The organism is Streptomyces sp. NPDC088354 (genome assembly GCF_044753585.1).
Lineage (GTDB): Bacteria > Actinomycetota > Actinomycetes > Streptomycetales > Streptomycetaceae > Actinacidiphila.
The window spans coordinates 524466-548394 of sequence record NZ_JBIVNJ010000002.1 but is presented as its reverse complement, the minus strand read 5'-3'; the positions used below and the strand labels follow the sequence as shown (position 1 = coordinate 548394).

Sequence of the window (23929 nt, the reverse complement as noted above, 5' to 3'; positions counted from 1 at the left end):
GGCCGGCACGGGCGAGGCGAGCAGCCGGTCTCCCCGGGGGCCGCGCGGGCCCGTCGGCCCGGTCGCCGGTACGGGGGGCGAGTGCCGCCGCCGGTGACGGGGCTGCCCGGCCCGGCCCGGTGATCGGGACGTCCCCGGTTGCCTCCACCGGCCAGCGGCGCACATCGGACGTCGGCCGCTCCGCCGGACGGGCCGCGGCGGAGCCCGCGTGACCGGGGCGTGCGGGGTGGCTGGTTCCCGTGTGTGGGCTGTGTGTGCCCTCTGGACAGCGGAATGTCATGGGCACTTAAATCTGGCTCCGTTTCACCTCCCACCGCGCATGCGCCTCCGCGCACGTCCCCGCGACCCGAGGAGCAGGATGCAGCACTCAATGAGACGCGCAGCCACCGCGACCGCCGCCGCGCTCGGCACAGCCGCGCTGACCGCGGCCCTTCTGGTGCCGTCGGCCGCGTCGGCGGACCACGGGAACCTCCCCTCGCGCGCCACCGCCGTGGCCCGCGCCGACGCGGCGGTGAGCCTGCCGGCCGGGCAGGGGCGCACCGTCCGCGACGTCGTCGTCGACACCGACGGCGCGCAGCACGTCCGCTACGACCGCACCTACCGCGGACTCCCGGTCCTCGGCGGCGACATGATTGTCCACCTGGCCCCCGACGGGTCCGTCGAGGGCACGCAGCGGGCCACCCGTGCCGATCTCGCCGTGCCCAGCGTCACGCCCGCCGTCCGGGCGGGCGCCGCCGCGGACAAGGGCCTCGCGGCCCTGCGCTCCGCCCACCACGGCACGGCCTTCCGGCAGGCCAAGGCCAAGCCGCAGCTGGTCGTCTACGCGCGGCACGGGACGCCGCGGCTGGCCTGGCGGACCACCGCCGTCGGCCTGGACAGCCTCGGCAACCCTGCCGCGCGCGTGCTCGTCACCGACGCCCGCACCGGCGCGCGCATCGACGCCTGGGACGCCCTTGAGACCGCCGCCGGCGACGGCACGTCCCTCTACGGGGGCACCGTCTCCCTGGAGACGACCCCCAGCGGCGGCAGCTACCAGTTGAAGGACCCGACCCGCGGCAACACCTACACCGGTGACGCGCAGAACAAGACGGACCTGTGCATCTTCGGGATCTGCTTCTCCCGCGCCCCCGCCGTGCTCTTCACCGACGCCGACAACCACTGGGGCACCGGCACCACGTCCGACCGCGCGACGGCCGCCGTCGACGCGCAGTACGGCACCGACGAGACCTGGGACTACTACAAGGCCGTCCACGGCCGCAGCGGCATAGCCGGGGACGGCAAGGGCTCGTACAACCGCGTCCACTACGGCAGCAACTACAACAACGCCTTCTGGGACGACAGCTGCTTCTGCATGACCTACGGCGACGGCGACGGCACCACCTTCGGGCCGCTGGTCGCCCTCGACGTCGCCGGGCACGAGATGTCGCACGGCGTCACCTCGCGTACCGCGGCCCTCACCTACTCCGGCGAGTCCGGCGGCCTCAACGAGGCCACCTCGGACATCTTCGGCACGCTGGTGGAGTGGTACGCGGGCAACGCCTCCGACACCGGCGACTACCTCATCGGCGAACGCATCGTGAAGCCCGGCTTCGGCAAGGCGGCGCTGCGCTTCATGGACAAGCCCTCCAAGGACGGCAGCTCCGCCGACTGCTGGAGCTCCGGCGTCGGCAATCTCGACGTCCACTACTCCTCCGGCGTCGCCAACCACTTCGCCTACCTGCTCGCCGAGGGCAGCGGCGCCAAGACCGTCAACGGCGTCAGCTACAACAGCCCCACCTGCAACGGCTCCACGGTGAGCGGCATCGGCCACGACAAGCTCGGCAAGATCTGGTACCGGGCCCTGACGGTCTACATGACCTCCGGAACCAACTACGCGGCGGCCCGCACCGCCACCCTCAAGGCCGCCGCCGACCTGTACGGCGCATCCGGCACCGACTACGCGGCCGTGGCCGCGGCCTGGTCCGCCGTCAACGTCAACTGACCGCGGCGGCGTCGCCGGACCCCGCCGGACCCCGCCGGACCCGCCTGATCCAGGCCCGCCCGGCGGGGTCCTGGCACACTGACCGCGTGACGACGACCGACGCGGCGGCTGCCGTACGCGAGCACCTGCGGGCCTTCAACGCCCGTGACCTGGAAGCACTCCTGGCCGGCTTCACCGACGACGTCGTGTGGATCACCGGTGGCACGACCGTACGCGGTCGCGCCGCGCTGACCGGGTTCTTCGACGAGGCGATGCGCGGGCTCCTGCCCACCCTGGAGCTGCGGGACGTGATCGCCGAAGGCGCCCGCGCAGCCTGCCAGATGACCGAGACCCTGACCTACGGCGGAGAGGTGCGGTCGTACCCGATCGCCGCTTTCTACGAGCTCCGCGACGGGCGCATCGCCTCGGCGAAGGTCTACCGCGAGGGCAGCGCGGACGTCGCCTGAGGACGTCGCTGAACGGAGGTCACCTGACGGACGGCGCCCCCGCCCGCTCGCGCGGGCGGGGGCCCGAATCACAGGTCGAGCAGGTGGATGCGGCGCCGGGAGGACGGCGAGGTGCCGAGGGTGATGGCCGGACGGGGGCGGGTGCCGGGGACCGCGCGGTCGAGGCGGACACGGCCGCCGAGCTCCACCAACCCGTGCGGTGCCGGCGCGGTGAGGATCTGGGAGCCCCGGCCCTGGGTGATGTTGAGGGCCCGGTTCAGGCGCTCGGTGAGCAGGAGGGCCGCCGAGCCGGAGGCCTCGACCTCGGCGGGACCGGCGGGACGGCCGGGGAAGCCGCGCGCCCGTACGCGGCCGGCGGCCTCGTCCTCCCACGCCCAGGCGTAGAGCCATTCGCCGGGGGCCGGCACAGGGAGCGTGTCGACCTCGCGGGGCGAGGCGTACTGGCGCAGGGTGCGCTTCCTGGCCCATTCGGGGCTGGCCTCGACCCAGTTGAACTCGCCGTCGAGCCGCACTCCCAGCACTCCGGCGGGGGTGATCAGCTCGGGGGCGTCCAGCAGCCAGGCGGCGGCGAGCGACGCCGAGCCGGCGAAGGGCAGCTGCCGGCCGGGGATGCGGACGTCGACGACGCCGCGCTCGGCGTCGTTCACGAAGACCGTCTCGGGCAGGCCCGACTGCCGTGCGAAGGTGGCCCGTTCGGGCTCGTTGGCGGTGGCGTCCTCGTCGCGGACGACGGCGACGCGGTTGCCGAGGCCGCCGTCGGGTGCGCAGAAGACGCGGACTATGTCATATCCGGAGTTCATGGGTCAGACCTCGACGGGCGACGGGACGGGAGCCGGGCGGTCGAGCGCGGCGGACTGGAGTGCCGTGATGCGCTCGATCACGAGGATCAGCAGCACGGCCGCGGCGGCCATGAGGACCTCGGTGACCACGAGGCCGGCCATGGACTCCGGGACGACCTTCAAGGTCGTGGTGAGTACGATCCCGTGCCCCAGCCAGGCCGCCCACCAGAGGCTCACCAGCGTCGTGTCGCGCTTGCGGTCCCACGCCGGGGAACTCGCACGCGCGATGGCGAGGACGTGCCGCAACGGGACGAAGAGGTTGACCACGGGGACGAACCACGCGCCGATCAGCCAGCCGCCACCGGGCAGCTTCGCCTCGGGCGACAGTTCCAGCGCGTTGCGCCGGCTCCTGGCGAGCCACACCAGGAAGAGCAGGGCCGACAATGTCATCAGCCAGATGAAGATCTGAGTGCCGAGGACCGAGTCCCGCGGCGCCTCGTTCTGCTGGGACACCGTGTGGGGCACGGTGTGTTCCCGGAATTCCAGGGTGCGGAAGACGTCCGCGACGGCGGCCGCGGCTGTCGCGGTCTGTGCGGCCCGGGCGAGCAGCCGGGGGGTCTTGGGGGGTGGTGACGTCATGGTCGGGGGGCCTGCTTCTGAAGTGCGTGCGCGGGGGCAGCGGACACTGGGGCGGAGTGATCATAGGGTCTGATCGCCACGTCCGCCGACGAGTTGGGGGTCCCGGACCGCACGTGGTCCGGGACCCTTCCTGGTCAGGGCTATGTCAAGGACCGGCAATAGACCGCATCGGGTGTGCGCGAGGAGCCGACGCGGCCGGTGAAGGCGACGCCGGCCGCGTACTCGCCGTCGGCGCACTGGCCCTTGTAGCTGCCGTAGGCGAAGTCACCGCCCTTGGCGGAGGAGGGACGGTTGTCGCCGCGGTCGAACCACACCGTGCGGCCGCCCGAGCCGAGGGGGGTGCCCGCGACGGCGCACAGGACGCTGGAGACGGCGGCGCCGCGGACGGCGTAGCCGATCATGAAGTCGCCCTGCGGACACTGGTACTTGGTGTATCCGGAGGCCCAGTCGCCGCCGGACGCGACGTACCGTTCGTCGGTCACGACCTCGTACGCCCCGGAGGACGCCCACAGATCGCCCGCGCCGGTGTCGGTGCACAGGGCGCGGTTGCCGGTGTGGGCCAGCCCCACCAGCCGCTGGCCGTCGGGGCAGGCGGCCTTGCGGGCACCGGAGTCCCAGTCGGGGCGGGCGCGCAGGCGCAGGCTCTGCACGAAGTCGCCGTGGTCGGGGCTGAGCATGGACCAGCGCGGGACGGGGTCGACGCGACCCGTCCGGGAGGGGGCGTCGACCAGCCGGGTCCAGGCGTCGGCGCGCCAGTCGTCGCCGTCGTACAGGCCCATGCGGTGCCCGGCCGCGTCCCAGTGGAGCAGCGCCCAGCCGTTGCCCCGGCGGTTCTCATGCCAGCCGACGAGCGGCCAGTAGGCGAAGTCGGCGTCGGCCCGGATCAGGAAATCGGTGAAGTCCGCGAACCAGGCCCGGGTCCTCGCATCGGTCTCGCCGCGGCCCCCGACACCGAACTCGCTGATCCACAGGGGTGCGGTGAAGTGCTGGTCGGGGGTGGAGGGGACGTAGAACGCCTGGCGGCGCAGCTCCGCGTAGAGGCCGTCGCGGCCGAGGTCGCTGTAGCGCGGGTCGTGGGTCTCGCCGATCCCGGTCGCGCCGCTGTGGCGGGGGCCGGTGTAGCCGTAGAAGTGCGCGGAGTACACCAGCTTCCCGGACCGCACGAGCGTGTGGGACAGCCGCTGGACGGGCTCCAGCGTGGGGCGGTCGTGGGGGAAGCCGTCGATGGGCAGTCCGGTCCAGTTGATGCCCTCGACGATGATCAGCAGGTCGGGGTCGGCCTCCTGGAGGATGCGGTCGCCCAGGTGCTGGGAGGCGGCGAACCAGTCGTGGTCGTCGCCGGAGCCCCAGTTGGGGTCGTCCAGGACGGAGCGGCGGACCTCGTTGTACAGGTCGGCGCCGACGACGCGGGGGTTGTCCCGGTAACGGCGCACCATGAACAGCCAGTCGGCCTCCCAGGCCGCGGTGGACTGCGACGCGTTCCAGCGTTCGTTGCCGTCCACGCCGCAGCACCAACGGGTGGTATTGGTGTGGTTGTTGAGGACGACCGCGAATCCCTCGTCGGTGAGCGCCCGGACGACGGTGTCGTACACCTGGAGCGGCGTCCTGCCGCGCAGCTGCGGATTGGCCGCGACGGAGGCGTCGGTGACGGGGACGGTGTCGTGGATCATCTCGTTGGAGAACGGCAGCCGGACGCTGTTGATCCCCAGTTCGCCGAACCCGGCGAGGATCTCGGCGATCGGGGCGCGGTCCAGGCCCAGCGGCATCCGGCCGGAGTCCTCGCCCGCGTGGTGGTCCGCGGGGTCGGCGGCGTCGCCGGAACCGTTCCAGGTTCCGCTGGCGCCGTGCCAGTTGCCGGACTTCAGCTTGAAGCGGTTGCCGTCGGCGTCGACGATCCAGCGGCCCCGGGTGCTGAGCGGCGGGGTCCACGAGGCGGCGAGCGGGGTGGACGCGGCGGCGGGGGCCGCCGTCGGTGACTGCGCCGCGGGGGTCGCCGCGGGGCTCGCCGCGGCGACCGGGGCCAGCAGGCCGAGGAGCGTGCCGAGGGCGGCGGCCACCGCCGCGAAGGGACTGCGTACGAGTGTCCTCCCCATGGCTACGGCACCACGGTGTAGCCGTTGAGCCGGTCGACCGCGGACTGCGGGGAGCCCAGGTCGTAGCGGTCCACCGCGACGTAGGTGGGCTTCTTGCGGGCGGCGGGCTCGCAGAAGTTCCGGACGCGGTTGAGGAGCTTGCCGTTGTCCGTGGCGGCGGTGCCGGAGAGGGTCGTGTCCCGGAAGTGGTTCATGACGAAGAGCGGGTGGAAGCCGGGCTCCTCGCGGGTGAGGGGGACGTTGACCCCGGAGCCGTACCAGCGGCTGTAGCAGGCCCAGTCGGAGCTTCCCGCGCCCGAGCCCATCGACCAGTAGTTCTCGACGGTCCACTCCTGCTGGTACATGACGCCGAAGCTGTCGCGGGTCGGGCCCCCGGAGTCCGCGGCGCGGGTCCGGTCGGTGAAGAGCATCAACTGCTTGCCGCGGGCCGCCAGGTCGGCCATCCTCGGCCAGCCGTGCTCGCGGACGCCGTCCTGGTCGGGGCGGTACAGGACGTCCTGGAGGCCGTCGACGCGGGCGAGTTCGGCGCGCAGCACGTCGGCGGAGACGTAGTCCTCCAGGAAGACGGTGGCGAACTCTCCGGGGTGCTGCTTGAGGAAGTCCACCATGCGCTGGACGTCCACCCACAGTGCGACGGGGCGGCTGACCAGGGTGCAGCTGTCGTGGCAGAGGATGGCGCCGTCCGGGGTCTGGTGGATGTCCATCATGAAGCCGCGTACGCCGTCGTCGAGTTGCTGCGAGATGCCGCGCGACTGGTTGGGGAAGAAGTTCACGAAGGGCGGGGCGAACCCGCCGTCGACGCCGTTGGCGTACGCGTTGTGCGCGGTCAGGAAGGTGACCTGGTCGAGGGTGCGCTGGTCCGCGGGCGGCATCGTGGCCTGGGGGAGCGGCGCGGGGGTCAGGTACCAGCGGGCGAGGGGGCCGTCGGCGCCGATCTGCGGACGCTCGGGATACACCCCGCCTGCGGGCGCGGCGCCGAGGGCGAGGCGGTCGGCGGTGCCGGGGACGCCCAGGGCGTACGCGCCCGGGTCCGCCGCGGCCACCTGCCACACGGCGTTCGCCCCGCCGCACGCGACGACCGCGGCCTCCGCGCCGGACCGGCCGAGGCAGTGGGCCGCGTCGTCGGTGCTGCGCAGTTCATGACCACCCGGCACGGCCACGGCCGTCCACTGCTGGTGGTCCTCGTCGCCCTTGGGGCGGTGCAGGGCCAGGGAGCCGCTGCTGTCGGACGCGTTGAGGCCGTTGACGGCGCTCTGCACGTACAAGGCGCCGCCCGGGACGACGGTGGTGGCGCCGGACGCCTGGGGCAGGGCGGGGAGCGAGATCGCCGCGACGGCGGCGGCGACGGCGCAGGCGCGGGCGCGGGCGAAGTGGGGGGAGCGGAGAGGGTCTCTCCGAGGGGTAGTCATGGGCATGACATACCACTAGGCACACCCGTCGGGAAAGCACGCCGGGCAGCGGCCGTCGGCCCGCCCCGCCCCGCCGCGCGGCGGGGCGGATTCGTCCGGGAGCCGGGGGAGATCGACCGGCGCCGTGATGCGGTGATGCGGCGTGACGCTGCTGGACCTGGAGCGTTGACCGCGGGCCGGGTGGCCAGGGCGGCTTGCTCCGGCGGGCGTGCGGTCGGTGGACTGTGTGCCGGGCACTGCCCGCGCTTCCGCGTGGCGGTGGGGCGGCTTTCCGATCCGGCCGGGACCGGTGGTGACCGTTGCGGGTCAGGTCGCCGGGGCGGGCCTGGCCCGAAACGGCGGTCCGTCAGGCGGTCCGTCAGGCGGTCCGTCAGGGGAGGGTGCGTGCCGGGGCGCCGGCCGCATTTCCGCGCGGCGGTGGGGCGGTGCTCCGGTCCCGGCGACCCGGTGGTGGGCCCCGGTGGGACGGCCGCGCGCCGTCGGCGGAGCCTGCGGGCCGATGCCCCCAGCCGACGGCTGGGGGCGGGGAGGAGGGAAGGACTGAGTGGCCGGGCCTACGCTTCGGCCTCGCGGATCTCGGGCTGACGTTCCTGGTCGGTGCTCCGCCGGCCGGCCCGGTTGTAGCGGCGGCGGTCCGGGGCGGGGGACACCGGCGGTGGCTGGGGGGCCATCCAGGCGCCGGCGGCCGACTCGTCGGAGTCGAGCACGTCCTCGCCGTAGAGGGCCTGGAGCCAGTTGGTGTGGTAAACGGTGTCGAGGTAGCGCTCCCCGAGGTCGGGTGCGATGGCGGCGGCCGTCAGCTCGTCGGGCGCGTCCTGCCGGGCGAACCACTCCATCGCGCCGCTGACCACGGTCCCGGTCGAGCCGCCGAACAGGAAACCGCTCCTGGCCATGCGGTGGCAGGTGCGGATCGTGTCGGCCTCCTCGACGAGCACGACCTCGTCGACGAAGGACTCGTCGAGCAGCGGCGGCCGCACCCCCATCCCCAGACCGGGGATCATCCGGCGACCGGGGGGACCGCCGAAGGTGACCGAACCGACGCTGTCCACCGCGACGATGCGCACCGGGCGCTGCCACTCCCGGAACCAGCGCGCGCAGCCCATCAGGGTGCCGGTGGTGCCGGCCCCGACGAAGAGCACGTCCAGATCGGGGAACTGCCGGGCGATCTGCGGCGCCGTCGTGCGGTAGTGGGCCCTCCAGTTGCCGGGATTGGTGTACTGGCTGAGCCAGACGTACCGGTCGTCGGAAGCGCACAGCGCGCGCACGTAGTCCAGCCGCGCCCCGAGGAAGCCGCCGTTGGCGTCCAGCCCGGCGATGACGTGCACCTGGCTGCCCAGGGCCTCCATCAGCAACCTGGTGGAGAGGTTGCAGCGGGAATCGGTGACGCACAGGAACCGGTAGCCCTTGCTGGCCGCGATCATGCTCAGCGCCACGCCAAGATTTCCGGACGACGACTCGACCAGGACCGACTCCGGAGTGAGGAGCCCCTCCTGCTCCGCTGTCTCCACCATCTCGATGGCCGCTTTGAGCTTGATCGAGCCGGCGAAGTTGAATCCCTCGCACTTCAGGTACAGCGAGCGCCCGAAGATCGACCGCAGGTCGACATAGAGATCCGCCTCGTTGAAGGCGTGGGGGGCGGAAATGATTGGCACGACGGCCTCCTCATGTGCACGACGATCTGTTCTGCCGGGCGTGACGCATAGACCTCCTCACTGGACGAGTCGCCTCATCCGTACCGCCTGAGTTCATGGAAGAAGTCGTCGACGACGGTCAGTTCCCCGGAGCGGACCACCTCGTCGTAGACGAACTTGCCGACCGCGAGGTCGAGCACGCCGAGACCGAAGGGCGAGAAGACGATGGTTTGGTCCGCGGGCACCGAGGCCCGTCCGGTCATGACGTCGCCGAGGGTGCCGTGCAGGAACTCCCGGGTGCCGGTGAGCTGTTCCGCCAGGTGCGGCGAGGTGTCGGCCTTCAGGCAGTGCTCGACGTCGTCGACGATGTTGAAGGAGTCGAGCACGATCTCCGGCGCGAGGTCGCGCAGCGACACGTGCAGCACCAGGGGGTGGTGCGCGAACCAGGACCGCTCGGACACGTGCGGCCGGCCGGCGACGGTGGCGAACACCACCAGGTCGCTGGAGCGGATCAGCTGCTCCGCGCTGTCGTACCGGGTGACGCGTCCGGCCGAGCCCGACTGCTCCAGGTAGCCCTGGAAGCCCGCCGCGCTGTCGGCGGACAGGTCGTGCACCCCGACCTCGTCGAACGTCCAGCCGGTCCCGGTCAGATAGGTGTGGATGTACCGGGCGATCAGCCCGGTGCCGATGAAGCCCACGCGCGCCGGGCGGGCCCGGCCCTTACTGAGCCGGTCGGCGGCGAGGGCCGCCAGCGCGGCCGTCCGGGTGGCGCTGATGATCGAACTCTCCAGGCAGGCGAACGGGTAGCCGGTGCCGTGGTCGTTGAGGATCAGCACGGCCGAGGCCCGGGGGATGTCCGCCGCCACGTTCTCCGGGAAGCTGGAGATCCACTTCAGGCCGTCCACCCGCAGGTCGCCGCCGATCGAGGCGGGCAGCGCGATGATCCGGGAGCTCGGCCGGTCGGGGAAGCGCAGGAAGTACGAGGGCGGGTTCACCGAGTCGCCGGCGCAGTGCAGCCGGTAGGCGGCGCCGACCAGTTCGGTGATCTCGTTCTCGCGGCCCCGCAGGGCCCGCTGGACCTGGCCGCCGGGGATCACCGCGAACGACGGCACCGCGGCCGGTCCGCGGGGCGCGGCCGTTCCGGGCGTCGGGGCGACGGAGTCGAGGGCGGTCATCAGGAACCCACCTCCACCGTCGGCGCGCAGTCGGCCAGGCGCACCGCGTCGGCCATGCCGACCACCACCTCGCGCGGCCCGGCGAAGGGCTCCCTGCTGTGCGCGGTACGGATGTTGTCGACGAGCAGCAGATCGCCGGACTGCCACGGCTCGCGGACGGTGTGCGCCTCGTACACGCCGTTCAGCAGCCGCACGACGTCCTCACCGACCGGGTCGCCGCCGCCGAAGCGGGTGTTGAACGGCAGGCCGTCGGGACCGTAGACGTCCACCAGGTACTCGCGCACCTCGGGGTCGAGCGTCCACTCGTTGAGGAAGGCGATCTGGTTGAACCAGCAACGCCGCCCGCTGAGCGGGTGCCCGACCACCGCGCTGCGGCGCTGGCGGGTGCGGAGCGTGCCGTCGGGCTGCCACTCGAACGCGATCGCGTGGGCGCGGCAGTAGGCCTCCACCGCGGCGCGGTCGTCGGTGCCGAAGGCCTCGGCGACCGTCGCGCCGATCTCGTCGTTGTAGCTGCGGGTGAGCAGCCAGCCCTCGCGTTCGAACCGCTGGACCAGCTCGGACGGCAGCGCGTCCAGCACGGCCGTGGCGTCGGCCACCGCGGTGGCGCCGCCCTCGTCCGGCGCCTGGAGGCAGGCGAACATCATCAGGCCGGGGAACTCCAGCGCATAGCTGAGTTCGTGGTGCATGCACATCGGCTGGTTCTGCGGCCACTTCGTCGAGGAGTACACGCCGCCCGGGTGGGACTGCCGGGGTGCGAAGGACTCCCGCTCGGTCATCAGGCCGCCGGAGAGCCGGGCGAACACCGCGCCGGTTCCGGCCGCGTCGTGGAGCCCGAGGCCCCGGACGAGGACCGAGCCGTGCTCGGCGAGGACGCCGCGCAGCGCGTCGCGGTGCGCGGCCGCCCAGGCGGCGGCGTCATCGGCGGGACGGACCTGGAGCAGGGGCGGCGCCGACGGGCGCAGCTCCAGGTCGAGCAAGGAGGGCGGGGACGGTGAGGTCGACAAGTCGGTCTCCTCTCGGACGCCGGTCATGACGTGGCCGGCAGGGGGACGGCGCGCAGAACGGCGGCCGCGGCCGCCTCGGGACAGGTGCGCAGGAAGTAGTGGCCCCCGCCCGCGATCTCGTGGAGGTCCACGTGCTCGGCCAGCAGGCGCCATTCGGGGTAGCGGCGCCGGTGGTCCGCCATGCGCGGGTCGTCGTCGGCGACGACCACGGTGACCGGCACCGTGAGCCGTGCGGCCCACGGCTTCTCCAGGGCGTGGGCGAGGTAGCGGTGCGCCGACACGCAGTCGTGGCGGTAGGCGGCGGCGACGTGCCCGGCGCGTGCGGCGTCCAGCTCGCCGAGTTCGGGGTGGCCGCCGTACGCGTTGAGTCCGAGGGTGAGCTCGGCGTCGCCGAGCGCGGTCAGCTCGGCGACCTCGGCACGGCGGCCGGCGGCGTCGCCCAGCAACTGCGCGGCGAGGAAGACCCGTCGGACCGCCACGCCGCGCTCCAGCAACCGCCGCGTGGTCTCCAGCGCGTAGGCGGCGCCGGAGGAGTGTCCCCACAGCATGACCGGACCCGCGCCGCGCGCGGCGACCTCCGCGGCCACCTGCTCGACGACCTGCGTCATCGGGGCGAACGGCTCACCGTCGGCGGCCGGATCGTGACCGGGCAGTTCGACGGCGAGGACGGCGGGACCACCGTTGCCCAGGGCCTTGGCCATCGGCTGGAAGTTGACCGCGTTGCCGCCGGCGTACGGGAAGCAGACCAGCACACCGGCGCGTGCCGGGTCGCCCGGATTCAGTTGCTGGAGCAGGCCGGAGCGCCGGGCCGAGCCGCCGGTGGCCCCGGCGCCCAGGAGCCCGGCCAGGTCGGCGAGCACCGGGTGGCGGGTGACGTCCTTCAACGAGACGGCGCGGTCCAGCAGGATCGCCATGCGCACCGCGGCCAGTGAGGTGCCGCCGCGCTCGAAGAAGTCGTCGCGCCGGTCGACGCGGTCCTCGGGGATGCCGAGCACCTGCGCCCAGGCCGCCGCCAGCCTCCGCTCGGCCGGGGTGCGCGGCGCCTGGCGCTCGTCCTCGGGGACGTCCAGCTCCCCGGCGAGCGCGGTCAGCGCCTTCCGGTCGATCTTGCTGTTGGCCGTCAGCGGCAGGATCTCCCGCCAGTGGAAGGCCGAGGGGATCATGTACGCGGGCAGGGAACGGCCCATCCGCTCCCGCAGGGCGACCGTCTCGACCGGCTGGGGGCCGGAGTGGAAGGCGACCAGCCGCGCGCCGCCGTCCGCGCCGTCCACGACCACCACCGCGCCGTCGCGGACGCCGGGCACCCGCACCAGGGCGTTCTCGATCTCGCCGATCTCGATGCGGAAGCCGCGCACCTTCACCTGGCTGTCCTGGCGGCCCAGGAACTCCAGGGTGCCGCCGGGGTGCCAGCGGCCGTAGTCGCCCGCCCGGTACAGCCGGCGGCCCGGGTGGTGCGGGTCCTCCCCGAACGCCTGCCGGGTGCGCTCGGGGTCGTTGACGTAGCCGCGGCCGACACAGACACCGGAGAAGACGATCAGGCCGGGGGCGCCGAGCGGCACGGGGGACAGGTGCTCGTCGACGACGTACACGCTCACGTTCCGCACGGGCGGGCCGAGCGGGACCCAGCCGGTGTCGGGAGGCCGGTGCATGACCGCGTGGTTGGTGTCGTCCGAGGTCTCGGTCAGGCCGTACGCGTTGACCAGCGTGACCCCGGGCCGGGCCGTGAACCAGCGCTGCGTCAGCTCCTTCTTCAGGGCCTCGCCGGTGACCGACACGCACCGCAGGTCGGGCAGGTCGCGCGGCCGGCGTTCGAGGGCGGTCAGCACGACCTCCAGATACGACGGGACGACCTGGAGCACCGCGACCCGGCCCTCGGCGATCCGGTCCAGGAACCGGTCCACGTCCAGGATCACGTCCTGCTCGACGATGAGGGTGCGGCCGCCGGTCAGCAGCGCGGAGACGAGTTGCCACAGCGAGATGTCGAAGCACTGCGGCGCGGTCTGGGCGACCACCTGCCCCTCGGCGATCCCCAGGTCCTCGATCTTGGCGAGCAGGTGGTTCAGGAAGCCGGCGTGCTCGCACATCGCGCCCTTGGGCTCCCCCGTGGAGCCGGAGGTGAAGTAGATGTACGCGAGCTGGTCCGGCGCGACCGGGATGCCCAGGTCGGAGCCCGCGTGGTCCTCCTCGTACGCGGTGCCGACCAGCATCTTGCGGACCCCGGGCAGGTCCGGCAGCGCCTGGTCCAGCGTGGCGGTGCTGCCGGGCTCGGTCACCACGAGCGCGCAGCCGGCGCGGGACAGCACGGTGGCGATGCGGCCGGCCGGGAAGTGCGGTTCGACGGGGAGGTAGACACCGCCGGTCTTGAGGACCGCGAGGACCGTGGCCATCCAGTCCAGGTTGCGTTCCGTCACCACCGCCACGACGCCCTCGCGCCGCAGGCCGCGTGCCAGCAGGGCCCGGCCCAGCCGGTTGGCCCGGGCGTTGAGCTCCCGGTAGGTCCACCGCCGGTCGCCGTGGACGGCGGCGACGGCGTCCGGGTGCGCGCGCACCCGCTCCTCGAACAGCTCGTGGAAGGGACGGCGGGGCAGTTCCCGACGCGGTCCGCCCATCTCTTCCAGCTGGAGGTGGAGTTCGGCGGGGGAGAGCAGGCTCTGCCGGCCGTGCTCGTCGTCGGGCCCGTCGGCCATCAGCCGCAGCGCGGCCAGGTGGTAACCGACGATGCGGGCGGCGCTGTCCGCGTCCAGCACATCCGTGCGGTAGCGCAGTCGCAGCCCGCGCGGCGAGTCCTGCCCGGTGACACCGAGCCACAGCACGGTGGTCCCGGTGGGGTCGACGGCGGAGCCGCCGCCGGTGGGGTCCAGGACGGTCTCGAACGCCGGCCCGGTGCGGCCGAGTTCGCGGAGCAGGGCGTCGAGGGGGACGTCCTGGTGCGCCGACACGGCCGAAGCGGCGCGGTGCGCTTCCCGCGCCAGCGCCCGCCATGTCGCGGGCCGGGTGGTCAGCCGGCAGGGCAGCGGCGGGGTGTCCGCGGCGGCGACCCAGCCGGTCGTCACGTCGGGCTCGCCCGCGAGCGCGGCCAGCACCTTGGCGTGCGCGGCCAGCAGCACCGAGCCGAACGGCACGCCGAGTTCGCCGGTCAGCCGGTCCAGTGCGGCGACGAGGTCGGCGGGGACGGCCGCCGCGTGCTCGCCGAGGCCCGGCGACGGGTCCGCGGTCCACCGGGGGATCGCGGTGAAGCCGCCTGCTGTGAGCACACCGCGCCAGAACTCCCGGCCGGTGTCCGCTGCTGTGTTCATCGGAGCGTTCCTCCACTCACCGCTGACGCGGCGCTACTCTCGGCCGATCCGGGTGCTGCCGCAGGCGTGGACGCCGCCCGGGGCGGCGCTCCGCGCGGCGGCCGGAGCGTCCTCCGGCATCTCCCGCGCGGGGTTTCCACCCCACCGGGCGTGCGGGGGCATTTCCTCGCCCTTCATGAGGAAGGAGTCGGGGGCGAGTTCGGCACCGTCGTGCATCGTCACGCCGTAGTGGACGAGGGCGCCGATGCCGAGCGTGCAGCCGGCCCCCAGCGTGATGCGGTCGGACTTGAAGGTGCCGTCCTCCTGGGAGTGGCACTGGACGACGGTGCCCTCGTTGAGCGTGCAGTCGTCGCCGATGGTGGTCAGGGAGCGCTCCGGCAGGAAGCAGCCGTCGTCGAAGACCCGTTTGCCGATGCGCACGCCCATCAGCCGCCAGATCACGCTCTTCAGCGGCGTGCCGTTGAAGAACATGACGAACAGCGACGCCGCGGTCACCTTCCAGTAGCGCTCGTGCCGCCAGAAGGCCCGGTCGTAGATCGAGCAGTAGAGCGGCTCGAGCCCGCGGAAGCCGGTGGCCGCGCGCTCGGCGAGGACGAGGTAGGCGGCGGTGAACGCCAGCGTCACCACGTTGGCCAGGGCGACCACCGCGACGCCGTACGCCGGGTACAGGTCGTACAGGTCGGCGGCGAAGGACGCGATCAGGGCGACGCCGAAGAAGAACAGCCACCGCATCAGCAGGTGCAGGCCCATGGTGACGGCGTTGTGCCGGTTCTTCTCCCTCAGGCGGGCGTGGAACTTCTCACCGCTCTTGAGGTCGTCGAAGCGGCTGTCGCGCAGCACCGTGCGCGGGATCTCGAAGCTCGGCGACCCGAGCAGCCCGACGTTCTCCCGGACCTCGCCGTCGAGCGGCACCATGACCTTCGTGCCGAGCAGGCAGTTCTCGCCGGTCCTGCCCTGCGCGGGATAGGCGATGTGGTTGCCCAGGAAGTTGTGGGCGCCGATGGACACCCGGGTCACGCGGAAGGACGTGCCGGAGTACTCGGCGTTCATGATCGACAGTCCGTCGGCGACCATCGTGCCGCTGCCCACGGAACTCAGGTACGGGTTCTCGTGCTTGACCTCGGTTCCGAAGTTGGAACCGGTCTGCTCGACCTTCGACAGGTCGTACCCGAGGTGGCGCAGGTAGGGGACGATGGCCGAGCTGTCACCGAACAGCGTGCGGTAGAACCGCCGGTTGGTCAGCAGGCCGATGGCCCGGTGGACGCCGTAGCGGAAGCCGTAGAGCGAGTACACGGTGTCCGGTTTGACCAGCAGGTTCAGCAGCCGCGGCAGGGTGACGACGAGGAGCAGGCCGAGCAGCGCGGCCCCGAAGAAGAAGAGGAGGGACGCCGCCAGGGCGTCGGCGTAGAACGTCCACGAGCTCAGCGCCACGGGCCCCGGGTCGAGCAGCGTGGCGAACTGCGGGACCACGGCCAGCAGCAGGGACACACCGCCGACCGCGGCGGGCAGGTACAGCGCCACCGCCATCAGCAGCTGGGAGAGGCTGTACACGGTCTTGCGCGCCCCGCCGCAGTCCGCGGCGGGCACCGTCATGAAGTCCGCACCCGCCCCGGGCTGCGCCGGTGAGCCGTGCCAGCGCTCGCCGGCCGGCACGCACTGGCCCCGGTGCAGGGAGGAGGCGTGGGCGAGCTGGGCGCCGTCACCCATGGAGACGCCGATGTCGAGCACCGTGACCTCGCCGACGAAGACGTCCTTCCCGAGGGTGACCGGGCCGGTCTGGATCACCCCGGACTGCGCCCGATAGCAGCTCAGATAGGAGTCCTTGCGGATCACCGTGCCGTCGCCGATGGTCAGCAGGTCGGTACAGACCGGCAGGTGCCGCGACAGGACGGTGACGCCGCGGCCGATCCGCGCCCCCAGGGCCCGCAGGTAGAAGGAGTAGAGCGGCGAACCCACGAAGAGCATCAGCGGATTGATCCGCATGAGCGTCTTGGCGCACCAGAAACGGAAGTACGCCAGGCTCCAGATGCGGATCTGCTGCGGCTTCCAGCGACCCACCAGCAGCCACTTGCCGAGCACGGGCAGGACGCACAGGGACAGGAAGGCGCCACCGCCGAAGGCCACCGAGCGCAGGTAGGTCTCGAGCAGGCCGTGCCCGGCGGCCGTCCACTCCGCGCCGGTGGTCGCTATCAGCGCCACCACGTAGGCGTAGCCGAGGAAGAACAGCACCTGCAGGGTTCCGCAGAGAACGTGGTGCGGGGTGCCGACGGGCTCCGGCAGGGCCGGGGGAGCCGCTGGGGCCGGAGCCCGGGCGGGGGCGGCCGGGGACGGGCCGTCCGTCTCCGCGAGGGCCGCAGCGAGGCCGCGGACCGTGGGGTACCGGTAGATCTCGCGCATGGAGACGGCGGGCAGATCGGCGTGCTTCCTGACCCGCGCACAGAAATGCGCCATCACCAGGGAGTCGGCGCCCAGTTCCTCGAAGAAGTGGCCGTCGGCCGGCACCCGCTCGACCCCCAGCAGGCCGGCCAGCATGTCGGCGAGGATCTCCTCGGTACCGGCCGCCGTGCCGGTGGTTTCACGCCGGGTGGTTGAAGGTTCACCCGAATCGTGCGCCAGGAGTTCGACGGATTCGTCCACGATCTGAGCTCCTTGAGGAGGTTTCGCCCCGCCGGCTGTCGGAGCCGCCGACTGCCGGTGTCCTCACGCCCCGGTTAATGCCGGGGCAAAAAATCCCAAATGCTTCGGTTAATGAGCTCTTCTTAAGCCATACAACCATATGTCGCTCCTCGTAGTCTCCGCTGATCTTCTCCGGGCTGCCACTCGGGCATGGCCGACGCGGTTCCGGCCGGATCCGGTCGCGGAGGTCCGCAGTGAAACCGGGGGCGGCCACCGATACCGTTGCCGTGGACGCCGAAGGCCACGGATTCACGATCTGTGGGCAGGCGGAAGGGCGCTCCGTATTGCGTTACTCAGCGTGTTCCTGCCGGGTCCGGTTGTGAGCCGGGGAACACCGCGAGCCGAGGTGCCGTCACTGTTCGTGTCAGGCGCAGGTGTAGGTGAACGCGGTCACCGCCGACCGGCTGCCGGGCGCGCTCACCCGCAATTCGGCCCGCGCGTCGTAGCTGCCGTGTCCGTGGAAGGTCCACAGCAGGTGCAGACGGGTCGTGTCGCGACCGCCCGGCACCTTTTCGTACAACGGCCCCGATGACGTTCCGTCATTGCGCAGCCAACGGTAAGTGAGCGTTCCGGCGCGGCCGTTGGTGCGGACGGTGGCGATCACGTCCACCCGGGTGTCGCAGGACGGTGCCGAGGGCACCGCGGCCACCGTGACCTCCCGCACCGCGAGCACCGGCCCGAACCGCTGCCACGCCAGGTAGGCCAGCACGGCGAGCAGGACGGCGCCCGCCAGGACGTACCGGCGCGGCCCGCGGCGCCGGGACGCCGCCTGGGTGCCGGGCACGGCGGGCGGGCGCAGCGTGCCGTGCCACACCTCCGCCGCGACGCTCGCGGCACGGGCGGCGGCTGCCGGGGTCACGCCGGGGCCGAACCGCATGACCTCGCCGTCCACCCGGTCCGGGAGGGTGAGCGACGGCTCGCTGCGGGTCGCGGGGCGTGCCGGCGCTGCGGGCACGGGCTCGCGCAGCGTGGGCGCCGCGGCGGCGGGGGCCCAGTGCTCCGCGAGGACGGTCGCGCTGTAGTCCGCGCCCGGCTCCGGGCGCTCGTCGGCCGGTGGCGCGTACGCCGGAGGGACGGCGTCCTCGACGGGCGGCACGGCGTCCCGCGGCTCCTGGCCGAGCCGCCAGGTGCGCTTCGTGTCCTCCGGGGTCAGGTCACGCGGCTCGCTCACGAGATCACCTCGCACTGCCCCGCGGTGGAGCGGATCTGCTGCGTGGACTGCCCGTTGCCCGCCGCCGGGGAGGTCGACGCGACGGCCCCGAACCAGCAGCCCGACGTGCGCGGGAACGTGTGCGGTGCCGGGATCGTGTACGAGGTCTGCCCGTTCAGGTCGAAGACCGACGTACCGTCCGGTGCGCCGAGGTCGCCCTTGGCGGTGCCCTGGTACCAGGCGACGGTCAGCGTCACCGGTCGCGGGTCGCTCGTGGTGACCCGGAGGCTCGCCGACACGTCGAACGTCCCCGTCTGGGACAGCGAGGCGACGGACACCGATTCGACCGTCACGGGCGGCGTGGGCGAGGCCGACGTGGGCGGCGGGGTGGTCGTCGGCGGTGCGGGCGGTGTCGTGGTGGCCGTTCCGCCGGTGGGAGCGGTGGTCGTGGCGCCGCCGGTCGGCGGGGCCGCGGTGGTGGCACCCGCCGCGGCGGTCGTGGTCGTGGACGCCGACGCGGAAGCCGACGCCGGGGAACTCACGGAGGGACTGCCGGACGGCGCGACCGTTCCGCCGGGTGCGCCCGAGCCGTCGTCCGCGGTGGCGGTGGCGGTGGTGGTGGACCCGGACCAGTTGGCGGTGGTCTGCCGGGGGGCCTCGCCGGAGGCGACCGCGGCGAAGGTCAGCAGACCCGCCAGGGCGAGGCCCCCGACGGCCGCCAGGAGTCCCTGCCGGCCGAGCCGCCGGGCACCCGGCCCGACCACGGTGGTGGCGAGCGCGGTCTGCGACCCCTGCGTCCTCGCCGAGGGGAACAGCAGCGGCAGCAGCGCCGCCAGGGCGGCCAGCCTGCGCTGACCGCGTTCCTCCCAGTCCGGCCCGTACGCGCCGCCCGCGACGGCCTCCAGCTCCGCGACGAAGGCCGCGGCGTCCGCGGGCCGGTCCGCCGGCTCCTTGGCCATCCCCCGGCGCAGCAGGGGACGCAACTCCTCCGGCGTGCCCTCCTCGGGCACCGGGCCCTCGATGTGCTGCACGGCGAGTTCGGCGATGTTCTGGCCCGCGAAGGGCTTGGTCCCGGTCAGGCACTCGTAGAAGGTGGCCGTCGCCGCGTAGACGTCGGTGGCGGGTGAGGCGGACAGACCGGTCCACTGCTCCGGTGCCATGTAGGCGGGCGTGCCCGCCACGTCCGGGGTCTCGCCGCTGCGGGCCGCGATGCCGAAGTCGACCAGCTTGGACGAGCCGTCCGCCGCGACGAGCACGTTCTCGGGCTTGTAGTCACGGTGCACGACACCCGTGCGGTGCGCTGCGGCCAGACCCAGCAGTGAGCCCTTCAGGACCACCAGGGCCGCCTCCGGCCCCGTCGCGCCCTCCTGCCGGAGCAGCGCGCGCAGCGCGATGCCGTCCACGAGCTCCATGACGATGGCCGCGCCGCGCGGGCCCTCGACGTACTCGTACAGGCGCACCACGTACGGTGTGTCCAGGCCGCCGAGCAGCTGCGCCTCGGCGCGGAACTCCCGCAGGAACCCGGCGTCGACCCGGAGCTCGTCGCTGAGGTACTTGATCGCCACGGGAGTTGACGTGGCGTCATGACGGGCCAGGACGACCCGCCCGCTGCCGCCCGAACCCAGTTCCGCGGACTCCGTGTAGCCCGGAGCGTGCCAGCCGCTCATCCCCTCGCCCCCCTCAGCGACGCACGGTACCCCCGCCCGTACGCGCTGTCCCCCTCACAGACACATTTCCCCCACCGCCGGTTCCCGGGGCCCGGCCGCTGAACGCAGGGCGCACCGCGTCCGTAGTACGGGGCGATCCGCGTACCCGACTCAGAACCGGCAAAGGGGAGGCGCCCGGCATGGCCCCATCGCGCCACGTGCTCAGAACCGTCGTCGCGGGGACCGCCGCGCTGCTCCCGCTGATGGCGTCGGCGGGACCCGCCGCCGCGCACGGGGCGCCCGTCGACCCCGTGAGCCGGGCCGCGGCGTGCGCGGCCGGCAGCGGGCGGTTCACCGGCACGGCGGCCTGCCGCGCGGCAGCGGCCGCCAACGGGGGCGGCGCCGCCTTCGCCGACTGGGACAACCTGCGGGTCGCCGGTGTCGCGGGACGTGACCGACAGGTCATCCCGGACGGGAAGTTGTGCAGCGGCGGCCTGCCCGCCTACCGGGGCCTGGACCTCGCGCGCGCCGACTGGCCCGCCACGCGGCTCACACCCGGCGCCGCCTTCACGATGCGGTACGGCACGACCATCCCCCACCAGGGCACGTTCCGGCTCTACCTGACGAAGCAGGGCTACGACCCGACCCGCCCGCTCACCTGGTCCGAGCTGGCGACGAGCCCCTTCCTGACCGCCTCTGACCCGGCGGTCGTGGGGGGTTCCTACCGGATCAGCGGGCGGCTGCCCGCCGACCGTACGGGCAGGCATGTGCTGTTCACGATCTGGCAGAACTCCTCGACCCCGGACACCTATTACTCCTGCTCGGACGTGGTCTTCCCGGCCGCGGCGAAACCGGCGGTCAGGACGCCCGCGAAGCCCGCCGCGCCGGTGAAGCCGACGCCGCGGCCCAGCCGCCCGAGCGCCACCGCCGAGCGGTCCGTGTCCGCGACGCCCACCGCGGCGTCCGCCGCGCCGTCCGCCGTGCCGCCGTCCGCGGCCCTCCCGGCGGTCGAGTCCCCCGACGCGCAGCCCGTCGCCGCCCAGGGCGGCGGTTCCGGCTCCGGCCCCACCGCCCTCGCGGTCGGCAGCGCCGCGGGCCTCGCCGTCACCGGCGTTCTCGCCCTCGCCCTGCGCCGCAGGCGCTCCCCGGGCACGCGCCCGGGCTGATCCACCGTCCCCCGCAGCCCGGGGTCACGCCGCCGTCGGATGGTGTGGTGCATCAGTGCGGTCTCCTGTGGTGAGGACCCGCGCCCCGCGACCGTCCGCAGCACGGCCTGGCGTACCCGCAGGGTGCGGATCTGCATCTCCAGCGCCTCCGCGTGGGCCGCGGCGACCTCGGCGACGGTGGTCTCGCGGCGCAGGATGCGAGGGATCGCGGCGAGATCGATGCCGAGGTCGCGCCAGCGTGCGGACGAGGCCGAGGCGGTCCAGTGCGGCACGGTCGTGGAGCCGGTATCCGGCGGGCGTGCGGTCGGTCGGCGAGGGTGGCGTCGTCGTCCATGTCCGCCATCGTGGGGTCTCCCGCCGGGGGAGACCCAACCCCCCTTGCCCGGCCCGGCCCGGCCCGCGCCGCGGAGCCCGGGCCTGCGAAACGTCGGCCCTGAGTGACGGTGGGCACGCAGGCGGCGCGCGGTGCCCGATGTCGTGCCGGCGGTGGGCCTGCGGGTGCTGCTCAGGGTGGGCTGTTTCCCCGGCGGTGGGGTCGCCGATGTCGTGAGCGGGGTGGCCTTGACGGTCCGGTCGGGGTGTCGCTGCCGGTGGGGTCGGGTGCGGCGGGTGGCGTCAAGACGGCCGGGGACCGTCCCGGCGGGTGCTGGGCCCGGGGCCCGAGGGGCCGCCCGTGCGGCCACGGCGCCCGCTCGTCCCCTCGGGGGCGGACAGGCCCCGCCGCAGGCGGGCGGCTCCGGGCGGACGGGATCACCCCGGGCGGTGCGGGGCGTCAAAAAGCGTCAAAGCTGCGTTAAGCCGCCGCAGGGACCCGTATGGAAGCCGCCAACAAACCTGGTCAGGGGTATGGCAGGGCGCTTTTCTACGGAAGGCCGGTTCTCGCCGGCACCGCTTGCCCCGAGGGCGGGCGGTCACCGTGTCATTCGTCCCCCGGGGTGCTCTCGCATGCCAGACCTCTGGTTCCTCATCCTCACCGTCGTCGTTTTCGCCGTCATCGGCCTCGTGGCCAAGGGGGCGGAGCGGCTGTGAGCGTTGACAACATCGTCGGCCTCGTCGTCGCCGTGGCCCTGGTCGGATACCTGGTCGTGGCGCTGATTCACCCGGAGAAGTTCTAGTGAACGACACCCTCGCGGGCTGGCTCCAGATACTCGCGCTGGTCGGCGCGCTGGCCCTCTCCTACCGACCGCTGGGCGACTACATGGCCCACACCCTGACCTCCGTCAAGCACCTGCGCGTCGAGCGCTTCGCTTACCGGCTGGGCGGGGTGGACGGGGACGCGGACCAGAAGTGGTCCGTCTACCTGCGCAGCGTGCTGGCCTTCTCGGCCGTCTCCGTGCTCTTCCTCTACGGCTTCATGCGACTGCAGAACCACCTGCTGCTGTCCATAGGCATGCCCGCCGTGACCCCCGGGCTGGCCTTCAACACGGCCGCCTCCTTCGTGACCAACACCAACTGGCAGGCGTACTCGGGTGAGTCCGCCATGGGCCACCTGGTGCAGATGTCCGGTCTCGCGGTGCAGAACTTCGTGTCCGCGGCCGTCGGCATCGCCGTCGTCGCGGCCCTGATCCGGGGCTTCACGCGCAAGAAGACCGACCGCATCGGCAACTTCTGGGTGGACCTCACCCGGATCGTCATCCGCGTGCTGCTCCCGCTCGCCTTCGTCTTCGCGATCGTGCTCGTCGCGGCCGGCGTCATCCAGAACTTCCACGGCGCCGAGTCGATCTCGACCCTCGTCGGTGACCACCAGAGCCTGACCGGCGGACCGGTCGCCTCGCAGGAGGCCATCAAGGAGCTGGGCACCAACGGCGGCGGTTTCTACAACGCCAACTCCGCCCACCCCTTCGAGAACCCCAACGCCTTCACCAACTGGCTGGAGATCTACCTCCTGCTGGTGATCGCCACCTCCCTGCCGCGGACCTTCGGCCGCATGGTCGGGGACAACCGCCAGGGCTACGCGATCATCGCCGTGATGGGCGTGATCTGGGCCGCCTCGGTCGCCATCGTCACCGTGAACGAGCTGCACAGCGTGAGCAGCCAGGCCGGTCACTTGGCGGGCGGCATGATGGAGGGCAAGGAGCAGCGGTTCGGGGTGTGGGGCTCGGCGCTCTTCGCGGTGTCGACGACGCTCACCTCCACGGGCGCGGTCAACTCCTTCCACGACTCGTTCTCGCCCATCGGCGGCGGGATGACGATCTTCAACATGATGCTCGGCGAGATCGCCCCCGGTGGTACCGGATCCGGCCTCTACGGCATCCTCGTCCTCGCGATCATCACGGTCTTCATCGCCGGCCTGATGGTCGGCCGCACGCCGGAGTACCTGGGCAAGAAGCTCGGCGGCCGCGAGATGAAGTTCGCCTCGCTCTACATCCTCACCACCCCGGCGATCGTCCTGGTCGGCGCCGGCCTCGCCATGGCGCTGCCGGGTGAGCGGGCGGGCATGCTGAACAGCGGTGCGCACGGCTTCTCCGAGGTGCTGTACGCCTTCACCTCGGCCGCCAACAACAACGGCTCGGCGTTCGCCGGCATCACGGTCAACACCGACTGGTACAACACCGCGCTCGGTCTGGCCATGCTCCTCGGCCGCTTCCTGCCGATGGTGTTCGTCCTCGCGCTGGCCGGCTCCCTGGCCCAGCAGCAGCCGGTCCCGGCCACGGCGGGCACGCTGCCCACCCACCGGCCGCAGTTCGTCGGCCTGCTGACGGCCGTGATCCTGATCGTCGTCGGCCTCACCTACTTCCCCGCCCTCGCGCTGGGTCCGCTCGCGGAAGGTCTGTCCTGATGTCCCTGACCACCCTCGAACCCCCGACCGCGCCGGGGGCCGCATCGCCCGGGCCGCAG

At 72.9% G+C, this 23929-nt stretch carries 16 protein-coding genes; 5 read left to right on the top strand and 11 right to left on the bottom strand.

Going from position 1 to position 23929, the window contains the following annotated elements; translation table 11 throughout:
• The first annotated feature begins 370 nt into the window (after positions 1-370).
• Both ACIP98_RS05750 and ACIP98_RS05745 read left to right on the top strand, forming a co-directional pair.
• Positions 371-1981, top strand: a complete 1611-nt coding sequence (locus tag ACIP98_RS05750; RefSeq protein ID WP_401973918.1) for a M4 family metallopeptidase — start codon at positions 371-373, stop codon at positions 1979-1981.
• Between the two features lie 86 nt (positions 1982-2067).
• Entirely contained in the window at positions 2068-2427 is a 360-nt protein-coding gene (locus ACIP98_RS05745) for a nuclear transport factor 2 family protein (RefSeq protein ID WP_319660538.1), read from the top strand.
• A 68-nt stretch (positions 2428-2495) separates the two neighbouring features.
• On the opposite strand, the gene ACIP98_RS05740 is transcribed toward ACIP98_RS05745, so the two are convergent.
• From ACIP98_RS05740 to ACIP98_RS05690, 11 genes are all read right to left on the bottom strand, one after another.
• Positions 2496-3227, bottom strand: a complete 732-nt coding sequence (locus ACIP98_RS05740; RefSeq protein WP_319660537.1) for a PhzF family phenazine biosynthesis protein — start codon at positions 3225-3227, stop codon at positions 2496-2498.
• 3 nt (positions 3228-3230) lie between these two features.
• Entirely contained in the window at positions 3231-3845 is a 615-nt protein-coding gene (locus tag ACIP98_RS05735) for a DUF4328 domain-containing protein (RefSeq protein ID WP_401973917.1), read from the bottom strand.
• Positions 3846-3985: 140 nt separating this feature from the next.
• Positions 3986-5938: a glycoside hydrolase family 5 protein gene (locus ACIP98_RS05730; protein ID WP_401973915.1), complete on the bottom strand. Its 1953-nt coding sequence runs from the start codon at positions 5936-5938 to the stop codon at positions 3986-3988.
• 2 nt (positions 5939-5940) lie between these two features.
• A complete protein-coding gene (locus ACIP98_RS05725) occupies positions 5941-7347 on the bottom strand; it encodes a PI-PLC domain-containing protein (RefSeq protein ID WP_401973913.1) in 1407 nt (468 codons plus the stop codon).
• A gap of 554 nt (positions 7348-7901) precedes the next feature.
• Complete coding sequence (gene sbnA / locus ACIP98_RS05720; protein WP_319660530.1) at positions 7902-8999, bottom strand: 2,3-diaminopropionate biosynthesis protein SbnA; 1098 nt, start codon at positions 8997-8999, stop codon at positions 7902-7904.
• A gap of 74 nt (positions 9000-9073) precedes the next feature.
• Complete coding sequence (gene sbnB, locus ACIP98_RS05715; protein WP_401973911.1) at positions 9074-10153, bottom strand: 2,3-diaminopropionate biosynthesis protein SbnB; 1080 nt, start codon at positions 10151-10153, stop codon at positions 9074-9076.
• Positions 10153-11184, bottom strand: a complete 1032-nt coding sequence (locus tag ACIP98_RS05710) for a TauD/TfdA family dioxygenase (protein WP_401973910.1) — start codon at positions 11182-11184, stop codon at positions 10153-10155. The genes sbnB and ACIP98_RS05710 overlap by 1 nt, the downstream gene beginning before the upstream one ends.
• Entirely contained in the window at positions 11181-14453 is a 3273-nt protein-coding gene (locus tag ACIP98_RS05705) for an amino acid adenylation domain-containing protein (protein ID WP_401973908.1), read from the bottom strand. The genes ACIP98_RS05710 and ACIP98_RS05705 overlap by 4 nt, the downstream gene beginning before the upstream one ends.
• 33 nt (positions 14454-14486) lie before the next feature.
• Positions 14487-17093 (bottom strand): Pls/PosA family non-ribosomal peptide synthetase, encoded by a 2607-nt coding sequence (locus tag ACIP98_RS05700; protein ID WP_401973986.1) that lies wholly within the window; start codon positions 17091-17093, stop codon positions 14487-14489.
• A gap of 400 nt (positions 17094-17493) precedes the next feature.
• Positions 17494-18300, bottom strand: a complete 807-nt coding sequence (locus ACIP98_RS05695) for a hypothetical protein (protein WP_319660522.1) — start codon at positions 18298-18300, stop codon at positions 17494-17496.
• Positions 18297-19946 carry a protein kinase gene (locus ACIP98_RS05690; RefSeq protein ID WP_401973906.1) on the bottom strand — a complete coding sequence of 550 codons (1650 nt, stop codon included), beginning with the start codon at positions 19944-19946 and terminating at the stop codon, positions 18297-18299. Before ACIP98_RS05690 ends, ACIP98_RS05695 begins: the two co-directional genes overlap by 4 nt.
• Positions 19947-20125: 179 nt before the next feature.
• Between ACIP98_RS05690 and ACIP98_RS05685 the strand changes: the two genes are divergently transcribed.
• The 3 genes from ACIP98_RS05685 (at position 20126) to kdpA (ending at position 23870) form a co-directional block, all read left to right on the top strand.
• Positions 20126-21091 (top strand): lytic polysaccharide monooxygenase, encoded by a 966-nt coding sequence (locus tag ACIP98_RS05685; RefSeq protein WP_401973905.1) that lies wholly within the window; start codon positions 20126-20128, stop codon positions 21089-21091.
• Positions 21092-22116: 1025 nt separating this feature from the next.
• Positions 22117-22206, top strand: coding sequence for a K(+)-transporting ATPase subunit F (gene kdpF, locus ACIP98_RS05680; RefSeq protein ID WP_319660518.1), 90 nt, complete (start codon positions 22117-22119; stop codon positions 22204-22206).
• On the top strand, positions 22206-23870 hold the full coding sequence (gene kdpA, locus ACIP98_RS05675; protein WP_319660517.1) for a potassium-transporting ATPase subunit KdpA: 1665 nt from the start codon (positions 22206-22208) through the stop codon (positions 23868-23870). Before kdpF ends, kdpA begins: the two co-directional genes overlap by 1 nt.
• Positions 23871-23929 lie beyond the last annotated feature (59 nt).

Coding starts and splice junctions, on each gene's coding strand:
- ACIP98_RS05740 (WP_319660537.1), bottom strand. CDS start 3,227: ATGAACTCCGGATATGACATAGTCCGCGTCTTCTGCGCACCCGACGGC.
- ACIP98_RS05750 (WP_401973918.1), top strand. CDS start 371: ATGAGACGCGCAGCCACCGCGACCGCCGCCGCGCTCGGCACAGCCGCG.
- ACIP98_RS05710 (WP_401973910.1), bottom strand. CDS start 11,184: ATGACCGGCGTCCGAGAGGAGACCGACTTGTCGACCTCACCGTCCCCG.
- ACIP98_RS05685 (WP_401973905.1), top strand. CDS start 20,126: ATGGCCCCATCGCGCCACGTGCTCAGAACCGTCGTCGCGGGGACCGCC.
- ACIP98_RS05690 (WP_401973906.1), bottom strand. CDS start 19,946: ATGAGCGGCTGGCACGCTCCGGGCTACACGGAGTCCGCGGAACTGGGT.
- ACIP98_RS05730 (WP_401973915.1), bottom strand. CDS start 5,938: ATGGGGAGGACACTCGTACGCAGTCCCTTCGCGGCGGTGGCCGCCGCC.
- sbnB (WP_401973911.1), bottom strand. CDS start 10,153: ATGACCGCCCTCGACTCCGTCGCCCCGACGCCCGGAACGGCCGCGCCC.
- ACIP98_RS05725 (WP_401973913.1), bottom strand. CDS start 7,347: ATGACTACCCCTCGGAGAGACCCTCTCCGCTCCCCCCACTTCGCCCGC.
- ACIP98_RS05735 (WP_401973917.1), bottom strand. CDS start 3,845: ATGACGTCACCACCCCCCAAGACCCCCCGGCTGCTCGCCCGGGCCGCA.
- ACIP98_RS05705 (WP_401973908.1), bottom strand. CDS start 14,453: ATGAACACAGCAGCGGACACCGGCCGGGAGTTCTGGCGCGGTGTGCTC.